General features: G+C 44.6%; 15 protein-coding genes. All 15 read right to left on the bottom strand.

What is annotated here, in order from left to right:
• Positions 1 to 34: 34 nt before the first annotated feature.
• The 15 genes from L5M40_RS20440 to rsmG all read right to left on the bottom strand — a co-directional run bounded on the left by L5M40_RS20440 (position 35) and on the right by rsmG (position 14,460).
• A complete protein-coding gene (locus L5M40_RS20440) occupies positions 35 to 805 on the bottom strand; it encodes a DeoR/GlpR family DNA-binding transcription regulator (RefSeq protein ID WP_198573706.1) in 771 nt (256 codons plus the stop codon).
• Between the two features lie 202 nt (positions 806 to 1,007).
• Entirely contained in the window at positions 1,008 to 3,101 is a 2,094-nt protein-coding gene (locus tag L5M40_RS20435; protein ID WP_263257155.1) for a TonB-dependent receptor, read from the bottom strand.
• 276 nt (positions 3,102 to 3,377) lie between these two features.
• On the bottom strand, positions 3,378 to 4,742 hold the full coding sequence (glmU, locus tag L5M40_RS20430; protein ID WP_113941420.1) for a bifunctional UDP-N-acetylglucosamine diphosphorylase/glucosamine-1-phosphate N-acetyltransferase GlmU: 1,365 nt from the start codon (positions 4,740 to 4,742) through the stop codon (positions 3,378 to 3,380).
• A 199-nt stretch (positions 4,743 to 4,941) separates the two neighbouring features.
• On the bottom strand, positions 4,942 to 5,370 hold the full coding sequence (locus L5M40_RS20425) for a F0F1 ATP synthase subunit epsilon (protein ID WP_105250790.1): 429 nt from the start codon (positions 5,368 to 5,370) through the stop codon (positions 4,942 to 4,944).
• Positions 5,371 to 5,406: 36 nt separating this feature from the next.
• Positions 5,407 to 6,798 carry a F0F1 ATP synthase subunit beta gene (gene atpD, locus L5M40_RS20420; protein ID WP_105250791.1) on the bottom strand — a complete coding sequence of 464 codons (1,392 nt, stop codon included), beginning with the start codon at positions 6,796 to 6,798 and terminating at the stop codon, positions 5,407 to 5,409.
• Between the two features lie 35 nt (positions 6,799 to 6,833).
• Positions 6,834 to 7,694 carry a F0F1 ATP synthase subunit gamma gene (gene atpG / locus L5M40_RS20415; RefSeq protein ID WP_006084762.1) on the bottom strand — a complete coding sequence of 287 codons (861 nt, stop codon included), beginning with the start codon at positions 7,692 to 7,694 and terminating at the stop codon, positions 6,834 to 6,836.
• Between the two features lie 50 nt (positions 7,695 to 7,744).
• Positions 7,745 to 9,286, bottom strand: coding sequence for a F0F1 ATP synthase subunit alpha (gene atpA, locus L5M40_RS20410; RefSeq protein ID WP_263257154.1), 1,542 nt, complete (start codon positions 9,284 to 9,286; stop codon positions 7,745 to 7,747).
• A gap of 14 nt (positions 9,287 to 9,300) precedes the next feature.
• A complete protein-coding gene (gene atpH, locus L5M40_RS20405) occupies positions 9,301 to 9,834 on the bottom strand; it encodes a F0F1 ATP synthase subunit delta (protein WP_006083842.1) in 534 nt (177 codons plus the stop codon).
• Between the two features lie 15 nt (positions 9,835 to 9,849).
• Entirely contained in the window at positions 9,850 to 10,320 is a 471-nt protein-coding gene (gene atpF / locus L5M40_RS20400; RefSeq protein WP_006083841.1) for a F0F1 ATP synthase subunit B, read from the bottom strand.
• 37 nt (positions 10,321 to 10,357) lie between these two features.
• Positions 10,358 to 10,609: a F0F1 ATP synthase subunit C gene (gene atpE / locus L5M40_RS20395; RefSeq protein WP_006083840.1), complete on the bottom strand. Its 252-nt coding sequence runs from the start codon at positions 10,607 to 10,609 to the stop codon at positions 10,358 to 10,360.
• Between the two features lie 64 nt (positions 10,610 to 10,673).
• Positions 10,674 to 11,468, bottom strand: a complete 795-nt coding sequence (gene atpB / locus L5M40_RS20390) for a F0F1 ATP synthase subunit A (RefSeq protein WP_263257153.1) — start codon at positions 11,466 to 11,468, stop codon at positions 10,674 to 10,676.
• A 12-nt stretch (positions 11,469 to 11,480) separates the two neighbouring features.
• On the bottom strand, positions 11,481 to 11,864 hold the full coding sequence (locus tag L5M40_RS20385) for an ATP synthase subunit I (RefSeq protein WP_105250794.1): 384 nt from the start codon (positions 11,862 to 11,864) through the stop codon (positions 11,481 to 11,483).
• Positions 11,865 to 12,089: 225 nt separating this feature from the next.
• Positions 12,090 to 12,968, bottom strand: coding sequence for a ParB/RepB/Spo0J family partition protein (locus L5M40_RS20380; RefSeq protein WP_131524523.1), 879 nt, complete (start codon positions 12,966 to 12,968; stop codon positions 12,090 to 12,092).
• Positions 12,969 to 12,977: 9 nt separating this feature from the next.
• Positions 12,978 to 13,766, bottom strand: coding sequence for a ParA family protein (locus L5M40_RS20375; protein ID WP_131524522.1), 789 nt, complete (start codon positions 13,764 to 13,766; stop codon positions 12,978 to 12,980).
• A 73-nt stretch (positions 13,767 to 13,839) separates the two neighbouring features.
• The gene (gene rsmG / locus L5M40_RS20370; RefSeq protein ID WP_131524521.1) at positions 13,840 to 14,460 is read right to left on the bottom strand and encodes a 16S rRNA (guanine(527)-N(7))-methyltransferase RsmG; all 621 of its coding nucleotides are present in this window, start codon (positions 14,458 to 14,460) and stop codon (positions 13,840 to 13,842) included.
• Between the last annotated feature and the right edge of the window lie 20 nt (positions 14,461 to 14,480).

Genomic DNA, 14,480 nt, shown 5'->3' with positions numbered 1-14,480 from the left:
TATAAATTAAAATGAAGTTGTTAAGCTATTTTGTCTAATGAGCATAGGGCGCTAACATAACTCGCACGCCCTGATCTGAAATTTGTTTGAGCGCACTCTCGTCGATACGTGAGTCGGTGACCAACACACTGACCTTGGACCACGGTAACTCTAAGTTAGGGATCCGCTTGCCGATTTTGTCTGAATCGACCATAACGATCACTTCGCGGGAAACTTCGGCCATCACTTTGCTTAGACCTGTTAACTCGTTAAAGGTGGTGGTCCCGCGTTCAAGATCGATACCATCGGCACCGATAAACAGTTGGTCGAAATTATATGAACGCAACACTTGCTCGGCGACTTGACCTTGAAAGGATTCAGAATGCGGGTCCCAAGTGCCACCGGTCATCAATAAGGTTGGCTCGTTTTCGAGTTCATGGATGGCATTAGCAAGGTGCAGGGCATTCGTCATGACTACCAGCCCACGTTTATCGTTCAGCTGTTCAATCAAGCCTGACGTCGTAGTGCCACTATCGATAATAATGCGATTGTGATCTTTAATCAGCTGCGCGGCGGTTTTCGCAATAGACAGCTTATTAGGCGCAATTTTAGCAGAGAACTGTTGAGTGACTTCGTCTGGAATCGCCACGGCGCCACCGTAACGGCGCAATAATAAACCCGTTTTCTCAAGCGCGGCGAGATCCTTACGAATCGTCACTTCTGAGGTTTCAAAACGTAACGACAGTTCATCAACGCTCACTTCACCCTGTTCGTTCAATATGGTGATTATGCTGTGGCGACGCTGCTGTGTGTTTCGTTTATTCATAAAACCTTTCAGTTAAGTTTCGATTCGAAAGGTGCATTATAGTGAAACGAAACTTTTTTGCTAGTCATACGAAACACACTTTTGCATGATCCAAGCAATTTTTTTATCTGTCTAGCCAGTCAACTTGGAAATTAGCCCATAAAAAAGCAGTTTATCCTTTAGGGATAAACTGCTTTAAATGGATTAAAAATCCGAATAAGTATTAGAACTTAGCTTCAACTGCAACACTGAAGTTACGGTCTTGGCCAATAGTGGCCATATTGTACTGACCACCATCGATATAATCGGTATCGAAGAGGTTTCTCACGTTGGCGCGAAGGCTCACATCTTTGCCCATGATATCCATAGTGTAGGCTGCACCTATATCGAAACGCACATAACCATCTTTAGTAATAGTGTTATCGAGATCGGCAAAACGCTCACCCACATAGATAGCACCGAAGTTCATCGCAAAATTGTCAGTCACTTCGTAACGGGTCCAGATATTGGCCGACCACTCAGGGGCATCAATCGGAGTTTTACCTTCACGGGCATCTCCTGTTTGATACTCTGCATCTAAATACATCATGGAAGAAGTCACAAACCAGCTATCACCGATTTGACCCTGTGCTCCCATTTCAAAGCCACGATGTTTCTGTTCACCACCCTGAGTAGTGATATCGGTATAATCACCAATTGGTGCAGATAATTTCTCTGAAATTGTGATGTTTTCGAGCGTAATATCGAATACTGCTGCGGTTAATAGCAGGCTATCGTCAAACAATTCCCACTTAGTACCCAGTTCATATTGAATACCGTATTCTGGCTTTAAATTCAGGCCATCGTTGACATCGAACTCGTTATTTACCGCGCCTTGTGGTGTAAAGCTTTTTGAATAGTTAACGTAAATATTGCCATTACTCATTGGCGAGTAGATCACACCAAACTTAGGCGATACGGCATAGCTATTTTCGCCATAACCATCTTTTTTCTGTTCGTCGTAACGCACGCCAGCAAGCAATTTCCATTGATCATTAAGCGTCATTAAGTCCTGTAAATAGAAACCGTAATACTTGTATTCGCTTGGGGTACCTTTTTTGCCATTGTGGTAATCAAGATCTGGCTCAATTACCGTTTGCCCAGGAATAACGGTTTGAGTTGCCCCACGCTGAATTTGCTGCTGGTAGAAATAGTCTAAGTAGTTAGCACCAATAAGGAATTGGTGCTCCATGCCCGCTAAGGTAAATTCACCCGTAAAGTCCACGAAAGCGGTTTTATGCTGCCAATCGTCGTAACGATCGAATGGTTTGATGCTATACCCCTTAGTGAATGGGTCTTCCGTATATTGGGGAGCAGAATCAAAACGTTGACGATTAAATTGTTGATCGTTATAGCCGACTTTAACTTTCCAATCATCACTCATCTGCCAAGTTAGATCGGCACCTAAGTTAGAGACTGTGTTATCGGTAAAGGCCCAAGGTGCATCCCATACTGTTTTACGTTCACCGATAACATTACCTTGTTTATCTAACCACCCACCCGCATCAATGCCCGCTTTATCTTGGGTATGATCGTACTTAACCGATAACAGAACATCATCACTGACATCAAATTCTAAGTTTAAGTAGCCCAACCAACGGTCACGCTCTTGGTTCTCATCGTTAGCGGAATACTCACGCCAGTATTTTGTGTCTTGCTTCACTAACACGCCGCGATAACGAATGCTTTGTGCGTCGTTTAAACTGCCGCCCGCATCTAGCTGAGCACGGGTTGAACCGTAGCCATCCGTATCAAAACCAAGATCTAACATTGAATCATAGGTCGGTTTCTTAGTGACCATATTCACTAAACCACCAGGGCCAGATTGGCCGTACAACATGCTCGAAGGACCTTTCAATACTTCGACTTGCTGTAAAGTTTCAATTGGTTGTACGTAGTGAGACCATTGTTGATGGCCATTAATAAGATAACCGTTACCAGAATCAATCTCAAAACCACGGATACTGAAGACTTGACGGTTCCAGCGCGTGGTTCCAGCCGTCACACTCGAATCATTAACTAATACTTCCGCTAGATTGGTTGCCAACTGTTCATCAGTCACAAAATCAGGGATAACATTAACTGACTGTGGAGTATCCATTAAGTCGATATCGCCACGCATGGCACCCGATGCACTACCGACTTTATAGTCGTTAAAAGTACGGCCAGTCACATTGATGCGCTCAATATTTTTATCGCTCGCCACTTCTGCAATAACCGGCATAGCCATTAATGCCGAGCCTACAGCTAAACCTATAACTGAATATTTAAATACCATTGCCAACACCTCAAATAGACCTTTCGTCTTAGAATTGCAGGCAATATAAATGAGAAGTGTTTTTATTTTCTCTTCTTTACTAAAATTTACAATTGAGTGTGATAGTGATCAAATTAACTTAAAAACCAACAATTTGCCCATACCACAAAAACATGAAGAAAATCTTAATTATTAAGCATTACTTAATAAAAAGGCTTTTTAGTGCAACAGATTGAACACAATAAAGATAAAAGCGGCACATGGCCGCTTTTTTGACATTAAGTTGAGTTTTAAAACTTACTTTTTAATTTTCACTGGACGTTGCCAACCTGTGAGGTGTTTTTGTTTAACACGAGTGATCACTAACTCATTCTCACCTACATCACGGGTAATCGTTGAACCGGCCCCTAAAGTTGCCCCTTTACCTATGGTCACTGGAGCCACCAACTGAGTGTCAGAACCGACAAAGACGTTATCTTCGATAACAGTAAGATGCTTATTCGCGCCATCATAGTTGCAGGTAATAGTACCAGCACCAATGTTGACGCCATCACCAATGATGGCATCGCCTAAATAGGCTAAGTGTCCAGCTTTGGATCCCACACCAATCACCGCTTTTTTCACTTCAACAAAGTTGCCAATATGTGCATCTTGCTTAAGCTCTGCGCCGGGACGTAAACGTGCAAATGGGCCAGCACTGGCAGCAACGCCAAGCGTAGCACCTTCGATAATAGAGTAAGGCTTGATCTCAGCATCATCGGCAATCTCGCAATCAATTAAAATCGCGCCTGCGCCAATTGTGACATTATTCCCCAAGGTCACTTTGCCTTCGAATATCACATTAATATCGATCATCACATCCATACCAACAGTGACTTCACCACGGATATCGATACGGCTTGGGTCGCGAAGGTTCGCCCCCGCCAACATGAGCTTTTCGGCTTCACGAGCTTGGTAAGCACGTTCAAGTTGCGCTAATTGCACGCGATTATTGGCGCCTTCGACTTCAATGGCCGATTGTGGCTGAGCAGTATCAATAGCAACGCCATCAGCGTGCGCCATAGCAATAATATCCGTTAGATAATATTCGCCTTGGGCATTATTGTTCGATAAACGGCTCAACCAAGTTTTAAGTTGTTTACCCGGAACCGCCATGATGCCGGTGTTAATTTCGTTGATCAGCAACTGTTCTGCAGTCGCATCTTTTTGCTCAATAATTCCAATGACTTTTCCTTGCTCACGGACAATACGGCCATAACCCATAGGATTCGCTAAATTCACTGTTAAAATAGCAACGCCATTTTCAGGACGGGCGGCGAGTAAGGCTTCGAGAGTTGATGTCTGGATCAACGGCACATCGCCATAAAGAATAAGTACTGTATCGCTGTCGGCGATATGTGGGCTAGCCTGTGCAACCGCATGACCTGTGCCTAATTGCTCGGCTTGCAATACCCAGTTAAGTTGTTGCTCACCCAAACAGGCTTGTAGCTTGTCAGCGCCATAACCATAGACTAACTGAATAGAGTCACTGCCAACTTTATTAGCGGTATCGATGACATGTTGCACCATGCTCTTATGGGCGATGGGATGTAATACCTTAGGAAGATCAGAGCGCATCCGTGTTCCCTTGCCAGCCGCTAAGATCACTACATTTAATGCCATTACCAGATCCTTGAACAAATACCCAAGAGGGTGAAAAAATTACGGTCGATTTTGTGGCGCAATTTTAACGGAAAGCACATCGAAAAGCGAAGTAGATAGCGATGCTAATCAATCAAAGACATGCAAGAATGCCAATCTATCCCATTTTTAGACACAAAAAAGGCGACCATAGGGTCGCCTTTTTTCACAAACAATAACCTTATCTGGCAATGTTTTTCTTGATGGTTTCAACAACACGTAATTGAGCCATAGCCTTAGCTAACTCAACCATAGCCGCGTCATAATTGAAGTCAGCGCCAGCAGTTGCCATATGGGCTTCTGCACGACGCTTAGCTTCTAATGCCGCTTGCTCATCAATATCTTTGGCACGCATAACCACATCAGCCAATACGGAGACAGAAGAAGGCTGCACTTCCAGAATACCACCTGAAAGGTAAAACACTTCTTCACTGCCGTCTTGCTTGACGATGCGCGCCATGCCAGGTTTGATATAACTAAGCAAAGGAGCGTGGCCATGCATTATGCCCAACTCACCTTCAGAACCAGTCACTTGCAGCGAAGCTACGCGACCAGAGAAGATTTTGCTCTCTGCGCTTACAATATCAAGATGTACTGTCATGGCTGCCATCCCGTTCTCCTTAAAAAACTAAGTATGAATACTTAGTTATTTCTTTTTGTTCGCTTTCTCGATGACTTCATCGATTGAGCCAACCATGTAGAACGCTTGTTCTGGCAGGTGATCAAACTCACCGTTCAAAATACCCTTAAAGCCACGGATAGTGTCTTTCAGAGAAACGTACTTACCAGGAGATCCAGTAAAGACTTCTGCTACGAAGAAAGGCTGAGATAAGAAACGCTCAATCTTACGAGCACGGAATACGACAGTCTTGTCTTCATCAGACAATTCATCCATACCCAGAATCGCAATAATGTCTTTCAGCTCTTTGTAACGTTGCAGTACAGTTTGCACGCCGTTAGCAACGTCATAATGCTCTTGGCCAACAACCAATGGATCTAATTGACGTGAAGTCGAATCCAATGGGTCAACCGCTGGGTAAATACCCAGAGAAGCAATTTGACGTGACAGTACAACAGTCGCATCTAAGTGAGCGAAGGTTGTTGCTGGTGACGGATCGGTCAAGTCATCCGCAGGTACGTATACCGCTTGTACAGAGGTAATAGAACCCGTCTTAGTTGAAGTGATACGCTCTTGCAGAACGCCCATCTCTTCAGCCAATGTTGGTTGATAACCTACCGCAGAAGGCATACGACCTAACAGTGCAGATACTTCAGTACCGGCTAAGGTATAACGATAGATGTTGTCAACGAACAACAGTACGTCACGACCTTCGTCACGGAACTTCTCAGCCATAGTCAGACCAGACAGTGCAACACGCAAACGGTTACCTGGAGGCTCGTTCATCTGACCATAAACCATGGCCACTTTGTCGAGAACGCCAGAATCTTTCATCTCGTAGTAGAAGTCGTTACCTTCACGAGTACGTTCACCTACACCGGCGAATACAGAAAGACCCGAGTGGGCTTTAGCGATGTTGTTAATCAGTTCCATCATGTTAACTGTTTTACCAACACCCGCACCACCGAACAAACCGACTTTACCGCCCTTAGCGAATGGACAAACAAGGTCGATAACCTTGATGCCAGTCTCTAACAGTTCAGTAGAGCTTGATTGATCTTCGTATGAAGGAGCTGTACGGTGAATGACATAACGCTCTTCTTCACCGATTGGACCCGCTTCATCAATAGGCTCGCCTAATACGTTCATGATACGGCCAAGAGTGGCGGTACCAACAGGAACAGTAATAGGTGAACCTGAGTTTACTACTTCAAGACCACGACGCAGACCGTCAGAAGAACCCATAGCGATGGTACGAACTACACCACCACCTAGCTGTTGCTGAACTTCCAGCACCAAACCATTACACGGGCCTTCACCTACGATTTTCAGAGCGTCATATACTTGAGGTACGGCATCTTGTGGGAACTCTACGTCCACAACCGCGCCAATCACTTGGACAACAGTACCTGTGCTCATGATTAATCCTCTAAAACTTGTATTCGTTACCTAACCTAAACCGCAGAGGCACCAGAAACAATTTCCGACAGTTCCTGCGTAATAGCAGCCTGACGGGCCTTGTTATAGACCAGTTGCAAGTCGTTGATAAGCTCACCCGCGTTGTCTGTTGCCGACTTCATTGCCACCATACGGGCAGCTTGTTCAGAGGCAATGTTTTCAACAACACCTTGGTAAACCTGAGATTCTACATAACGGACCAATAAAGTATCCAAAAGTGCTTTTGGATCTGGCTCGTAGATATAATCCCAACGATGAGCAGTTTCATCATCTTCTGATTTAGGCAAAGGTAGCAGCTGCTCGATCACAGGAGTCTGCGTCATAGTATTCACAAATTTGTTAAATACCACGTACAGACGATCCAGCTTGCCTTCGTTGTAAGCTTCTAGCATGACACCGACTGTCCCGATCAAGTCAGCGAGCTTTGGAGCATCGCCTAAACCTGAAGCGTGAGCAGACACTTGTCCACCGAAGTTTTTGAAAAACTGCACACTACGTGCACCGATAGGGCAAAATTCAAATTCTGCACCTTGGGCTTTCCAGCTTTTCACGTCTGCAATAACCTTTTTGAAAAGGTTAACGTTCAGACCACCACAAAGGCCACGGTCGGTTGCTACAACAATGTAACCAACCCGCTTAGCCTCTCTCACCTCCAAATAGGGGTGTTTATACTCGAGAGAACCTTGCGCGACGTGACCGATCACCTTACGCATGCTTTCCGCATATGGACGGCTCGCAGCCATGCGTTCCTGCGCTCTGCGCATTTTGCTGGCTGCCACCATTTCCATGGCGGACGTGATCTTCTGAGTGTTTTTCACACTCGCGATCTTGGTTTTAATCTCTTTAGCGCCGGCCATCTCTACTCTCCAATCTGGACCTGAGGTGTCTTAAGACACCTCTATCATTGTTACCAGGTTTGGGTTGCTACGAACTTGTCGAGGCCAGCTTTTAATTCAGCTTCGATATCAGCGCTATAATCGCCAGTTTCGTTGATAAGCTTCATTAAAGGAGCATGCTCGCTGTTCATGAACGAGAGCAGAGCGGCTTCGAAATTACCGACCTTATTCAGCTCAACACTCTTCAGGTAACCTTTTTCAGCTGAGAAAATAGACACAGCTTGAGCGGCTACGCTCATAGGAGCATATTGCTTTTGCTTCATCAGTTCGGTAACACGCACACCATGCTCAAGCTGAGCACGTGTTGCATCGTCAAGATCAGATGCAAATTGCGAGAACGCAGCAAGCTCACGATACTGTGCTAGTGCGGTACGAATACCACCAGACAGTTTCTTGATGATCTTAGTCTGAGCCGCACCACCAACACGAGAAACAGAAATACCTGGGTTAACCGCTGGACGTAGGCCAGAGTTAAACAGATCGGTCTCAAGGAAGATCTGACCATCGGTAATAGAAATTACGTTGGTCGGTACGAATGCAGAAACGTCACCCGCTTGCGTTTCAATAATCGGCAGCGCGGTTAAAGAACCAGTTTTGCCAGTTACTGCACCTTTAGTGAACTTCTCTACATAAATCGCGTTAACGCGTGATGCACGCTCTAATAAACGTGAGTGTAGATAGAATACGTCACCTGGGTAAGCTTCACGGCCTGGTGGACGCTTGAGCAGTAACGAAATTTGACGATAAGCAACTGCTTGCTTAGACAAATCATCGTATACGATCAAAGAATCTTCACCGCGGTCACGGAAGTATTCACCCATAGAACAACCAGAATATGGCGCTAAGTATTGTAGAGCAGCGGCTTCAGAAGCAGTTGCAACAACAACGATAGTGTTAGCTAACGCACCGTGTTCTTCTAGCTTGCGCACTACGTTAGCGATAGTAGAAGCCTTTTGGCCAATCGCGACGTACACACATTTAATGCCAGAATTTTTCTGGTTGATAATTGCGTCGATCGCCATTGCTGTTTTACCAGTTTGACGGTCGCCAATGATCAATTCACGTTGACCACGACCGATAGGGATCATGGCATCAACGGCTTTGTAACCAGTTTGAACTGGTTGATCAACAGACTGACGTTCAATAACACCTGGTGCGATAACTTCAATTGGCGAGAAACCATCGTTATCGATAGGTCCTTTACCGTCAATTGGCTCACCTAGAGTGTTAACAACGCGGCCAAGAAGACCGCGGCCAACTGGAACTTCCAGAATACGGCCAGTCGTTTTCACTTTTACGCCTTCTGTTAAATCAGCATAAGGACCCATTACTACGGCACCGACAGAATCACGTTCAAGGTTCAACGCGATTGCAAAACGGTTACCAGGCAGTTCGATCATCTCACCTTGCATCACGTCGGCTAGGCCGTGGATGCGGATGATGCCGTCACTTACCGCAACGATAGTACCTTCGTTACGAGATTCGCTAACGACTTCGAACTGCTCGATCCGCTGCTTAATCAGATCGCTGATTTCAGTGGAATTCAGTTGCATGCTCAAACTCCCAATTACGACTGCAGCTTATCAGACAGACGCGATAACTTACCGCGGACCGAGCCATCGATGACTAGGTCTCCTGTCTTAATGATTACACCGGCGATGAGCGCGGCGTCAGTGCTACAATTCAGCTTAACTTTGCGTGCGAGACGTTTCTCTAAAGAAATACTAATCTGCTGTTGTTGTTCAGAGCTCAGCTCAGTTGCAGAAACCACATCGGCTTCTACTTCTTTTGCCCACTCATTACGGTATTCAGTAAATAACTGAGATACAGCAGGTAGCACCTTTAAGCGACCGTTTTCAGCCATTACCTTTATCAGGTTCTGACCTTGCACATTGACTTGCTCACCACACACACTAATAAAGAGTGCTGCGAGCTTAGTGCTGGCTAAAGAGCCAGCTAACAGTGGTTGCATGGTTTCGTTTTCACTCACCAATGCGGCAAACGTGAGCATTTCAGCCCAAGAATCCACTGCATCTTGTTCAATAGCAAAGTCAAAAGCTGCCTTTGCGTAAGGGCGAGCGATGGTGGTTAATTCAGCCATAACTCAACTCCCTTATCAAATTTCAGCGACTAGTTTATTAACTATGTCACTGTGGGCGGCTGGATCAATAGAACGCTCAAGGATCTTCTCAGCACCCATGATGGCAAGAGTAGCAACCTGCTTACGCAGATCCTCTTTGACGCGATTACGTTCAGCTTCAATTTCTGCTTTACCCTGAGCGATGATTTTAGCACGCTCAGCGTCTGCTTCGGTTTTGGCTTCTTCAACTATTTGAGCTTTACGCTTGTTAGCTTGCTCAATAATTTCATTAGCCGTTACCTTGGCTTCTTTTAGTTGGTCAGTCGCTTTCGCTTGTGCCAACTCCAGGTCTTTTACCGCACGATCAGCATCAGCTAGACCGTCAGCAATCCTTTTTTGGCGCTCTTCGATGGCATTCATCAAAGGGGGCCATACAAACTTCATGCAAAACCACACGAAGATGATAAAGGCGACCGTCTGACCGATTAGGGTAGCGTTGAAATTCACAACAGCCTCCTATTTAGAGTTAAGACAGAAGCGTTTTTTACAGCATTGCACCCAGTGGGTTGGTAAATAGCATAAATAATGCGATACCAACACCGATCATAGTTACGGCGTCAAGAAGACCCGCTACGATGAACATTTTAACTTGTAGCATAGGAGCCATTTCTGGTTGACGCGCTGCGCCTTCCAAGAACTTACCGCCTAATAAGCCGAAACCGATTGCAGTACCAAGAGCACCCATACCAATCAGCAGAGCAACAGCGATAGCTGTCATGCCTAAAATCGTTTCCATCTGTATCTCCAGTATCTAAATCTATATTAGTTGATGATTTAGTTTAAAATTTCTTCAGCAATCCTTAATGATCTTCATGCGCCATGCTTAAATAAACAATGGTCAACATCATGAAGATAAACGCCTGCAGCGTGATAACCAAAATGTGGAATATTAACCAGCCCAGTTGCAGAGTCACACCTAGGGTAGATAATAACAAGTTGGTACCATACATCAGCGCAATAAGGATGAAGATCAACTCACCTGCGTACAAGTTACCAAAGAGTCGCAATGCCAATGAAATTGGCTTAGCAATCAAAGTAACAGTCTCTAATAGGAGGTTGACGGGTATCATTGCCTTATGGTTAAAGGGCTGTAGTGTCAGTTCTTTAACAAACCCAGACACACCTTTGACCTTAATGCTGTAGAAAATAATCAGCACGAACACACCGATAGCTAAGCTAAAGGTAATGTTAACGTCAGTCGTCGGAACCGCTTTAAGATATGGAATACCCATTAAACTTGCTGCGTGAGGCAGCCAATCTACAGGGATCATATCCATGAAGTTCATCATGAATACCCATACAAAAATGGTCAGAGCTAAAGGTGCGATCAGAGCATTGCGACCATGAAAACTTTCTTTCACGCTGTTATTTACGAACTCAACGAGCATCTCAACAAAACATTGCAGTTTGCCAGGAACACCGGAAGTCGCTTTTTTACCAACGCTGCGGAAAATCCACAGGAACAGAACACCAAGACCAACCGAAAAGAACAACGAATCAATGTGCCATGTCCAAAAGCCTTCACCAACACTTAAGTTGGTAAGGTGATGTTGGATATAGCCCTGCGGTGTTAACGCTTCACCAGTTGCAGCCATGATTCATCCCACTTAACTTTGCTTGAAGTATAAAGGAGCTGTCCAATGCACGATTAGCGTCAGCACATAACAAACAAAAAGCGGCATAAAAGCGACCTTAAGATTGATAAACACAAACGAAAACATTGCGATGGTTAACAGCAACTTTACCGCTTCCCCCCAGTAAAAAGTCTTTATGACTTTTGCAGCTGAACTTGCTCCCGTGTGGGAGAAAGCGAGGGTTGCGAATACAAAATTAGGGAGCACAGCGATTGAACCACCTGCTAATGCAGAATAGCCAAACTGAACTCCCCACACGGCGAAAAAGAGAATTGAAGCACCCCCAGCGACCGCCGCCTGCATCATCACCAATTTATAGGCTGACCACCGGCCACGACGCGCTAAAACCTTACTCAATTCATCCTCTCCGCATTCATACTTTTTGTTTCGATGACCGGATGACAAATACCCGTATTTATGTCGATGCACAAAAAGCTTGCGAAAGTATACCTTTTCACGCCTTCATTGCAACTTTGAGATAAGGAAAAACAACACTTTTAACGTGATCTCGCGCCAAACGAGTTAAAATGTAAGATTAGCATCTGTCACAAATTTACATTAAAAACTGTTAATCTACAGACATTAATGAATTTTACTAAGAATTCCGTCTAATTCAGCCAGATTCTGATAGTTAATTACAATTTTACCCGTGCCCTTACTGCTATGAGCGATCGAAACCTTGGCACCTAATCTTTCAATTAACTGCTGCTCTAAACGACAAACATCTTGATCTTTAGTCGTAGTTTCGGCTTGTTTAGGCGGATTTAAGGTTTGATTAATTAATCGTTCAGTTTCGCGAACGGTTAATTCCTTAGCGGCCACTAATCTCGCAAGATTTGTTTGTTCTTCTCCCTCAATTGCCAACAAAGCGCGAGCATGACCCATATCAATGTCGCCATACTCGAGTAGACGCTTAACAGGCTCATTTAGGCCGTTTAAACGTAACAAGTTAGATACACTCGCTCTGGATTTTCCCACAACATCGGCAACCTGTTGGTGAGTCAGTTCAAACTCTTGCATTAAACGTTGCAATGCAATGGCTTCTTCCATGGCATTTAAGTCTTCACGCTGGATGTTTTCAATCAAAGCAATAGCAACAGCGGCTTCATCAGGTACTTGCTTTACTATGCAGGGGATTTTATTCAAGCCAGCAAGTTGCGCAGCACGCCAACGACGTTCACCCGCAATGATCTCATACATGTTATTCGTCACTTGTCTCACAACGATAGGCTGAATAATGCCTTGATTGCGGATAGAGTGTGCCAGTTCTTCCAACGCTTCGGGGGACATGTCTTTACGAGGTTGATACTTACCTGGCTGTAATAAGTCTAAATCGAGATGGATAAGCTCTTCTTTTTTATCGACAACATCAGCTTCGTCAGTGTGCTTTTTACTGGCGGCATGGCTGTTACTCAGTAGGGCATCTAACCCTTTGCCTAATCCTCTTTTCTTTAACGTCATGGTGATCCTTTACGCTTGCTTAGCCTGAGTTTGTTGTTCTGAACGACGGATCATTTCACCCGCAAGCGCTAGATACGCCTTAGCGCCAGCACTCGATTTATCGTAATACATAGCAGGCGCTCCAAAACTTGGTGCTTCTGCCAGCCTCACATTACGTGGGATAACAGTACGGTAGACTTTGTCACCAAAATGCTGTTTTAGCTGATCGGACACATCATTAGATAAACGATTACGCGGATCATACATAGTACGTAAAATGCCTTCGATGCCAAGTCCAGGATTAACCATAGCAGCAAGCTTAGTGATGGTATCAATCAGCGCAGTTAAGCCTTCAAGGGCATAATATTCACACTGCATAGGCACGAGTACAGAGTCGGCCGCAGACATAGCATTTACGGTCAACATGTTCAATGAAGGAGGGCAGTCGATGAAGATATAATCATATTGATCTTTGATCGGTGCGAGCGCGTTACGCAAACGAACCTCACGGGCAAAAAACTCCATCAATTTGATTTCTGCCGCAGTGACATCGCCATTACTGGCGATCAGATCATACTTACCCGCAGTGTTTTTAATGACGATCTCGTCGAAAGATTTTTCTTCAACCAATAATTCATAGGCTGTATTAGCTACGTCATACTTATCGACACCGCTCCCCATGGTGGCATTACCTTGAGGATCGAGATCGATCAATAATACTTTACGTTTTGTTGCTGCTAACGAAGCGGCGAGGTTAACGCAAGTAGTTGTTTTTCCTACGCCACCTTTCTGGTTAGCCACGGCAATCACTTTACCCACAATATCACCCTGTATGTAAATGCTGGTTTATTGCCCTTGCTTATAAATGATTTATTTATCACTTTTAAGCCTGTTATTCTTTGATTATCTTCAATAAATGTCTTTTTTCATCGAGTTTAGGCACCTTAAGCTCGATAACTTCTTTCACCACAAATCCACTTGGAATATGTTGCATCTCTTCATCATTCAACTGGCCTTTGAGTGCATAAAACTGTCCGTGTTCAGCGGGGAGATGATGGCACCAAGTCAGCATATCTTGGATTGAGGCAAATGCACGACTTAATACACCGTCGAATTTATCCTCCGGTTGATAAGCTTCTACGCGGCTTTCAACTGAGCTGATGTTATGTATGCCTAATTCAAAGGACACTTGTTTTTGAAAACGAATACGTTTACCTAAGCTATCCAATAACACAAATTGTTTATCGGGGTTCATAATGGCTAACGGGATCCCAGGTAAACCCGGTCCAGTGCCTACATCGATAAAACGTTCACCTTGCAGGTGTTTTGAAACCACTAAACTGTCCATGATATGACGGATCAGCATAGCTTCGGGATCTCTCACCGATGTCAGGTTATAGGCTTTATTCCATTTGTTGAGCATACCAACAAAATCAATTAGTTGTTTTTTCTGCTCGACGGTTGCGGGCAAATTAATTTCGGCTAAATAAGCCTCTAACTGGGCAGATAACACTGAGCAACCTCAACAAAGAT

Source organism: Shewanella sp. SM68 (assembly GCF_025653925.1).
Taxonomy (GTDB): Bacteria; Pseudomonadota; Gammaproteobacteria; order Enterobacterales; family Shewanellaceae; genus Shewanella; species Shewanella oncorhynchi.
This window is presented reverse-complemented; position numbering and strand designations above follow the sequence as displayed.

Excerpts from the sequence above, each read along its gene's own strand:
- L5M40_RS20440 (WP_198573706.1), bottom strand. The coding sequence starts at position 805 with ATGAATAAACGAAACACACAGCAGCGTCGCCACAGCATAATCACCATA.
- L5M40_RS20435 (WP_263257155.1), bottom strand. The coding sequence starts at position 3,101 with ATGGTATTTAAATATTCAGTTATAGGTTTAGCTGTAGGCTCGGCATTA.
- glmU (WP_113941420.1), bottom strand. The coding sequence starts at position 4,742 with ATGGCATTAAATGTAGTGATCTTAGCGGCTGGCAAGGGAACACGGATG.
- L5M40_RS20425 (WP_105250790.1), bottom strand. The coding sequence starts at position 5,370 with ATGGCAGCCATGACAGTACATCTTGATATTGTAAGCGCAGAGAGCAAA.
- atpD (WP_105250791.1), bottom strand. The coding sequence starts at position 6,798 with ATGAGCACAGGTACTGTTGTCCAAGTGATTGGCGCGGTTGTGGACGTA.
- atpG (WP_006084762.1), bottom strand. The coding sequence starts at position 7,694 with ATGGCCGGCGCTAAAGAGATTAAAACCAAGATCGCGAGTGTGAAAAAC.
- atpA (WP_263257154.1), bottom strand. The coding sequence starts at position 9,286 with ATGCAACTGAATTCCACTGAAATCAGCGATCTGATTAAGCAGCGGATC.
- atpH (WP_006083842.1), bottom strand. The coding sequence starts at position 9,834 with ATGGCTGAATTAACCACCATCGCTCGCCCTTACGCAAAGGCAGCTTTT.
- atpE (WP_006083840.1), bottom strand. The coding sequence starts at position 10,609 with ATGGAAACGATTTTAGGCATGACAGCTATCGCTGTTGCTCTGCTGATT.
- atpB (WP_263257153.1), bottom strand. The coding sequence starts at position 11,468 with ATGGCTGCAACTGGTGAAGCGTTAACACCGCAGGGCTATATCCAACAT.
- L5M40_RS20380 (WP_131524523.1), bottom strand. The coding sequence starts at position 12,968 with ATGACGTTAAAGAAAAGAGGATTAGGCAAAGGGTTAGATGCCCTACTG.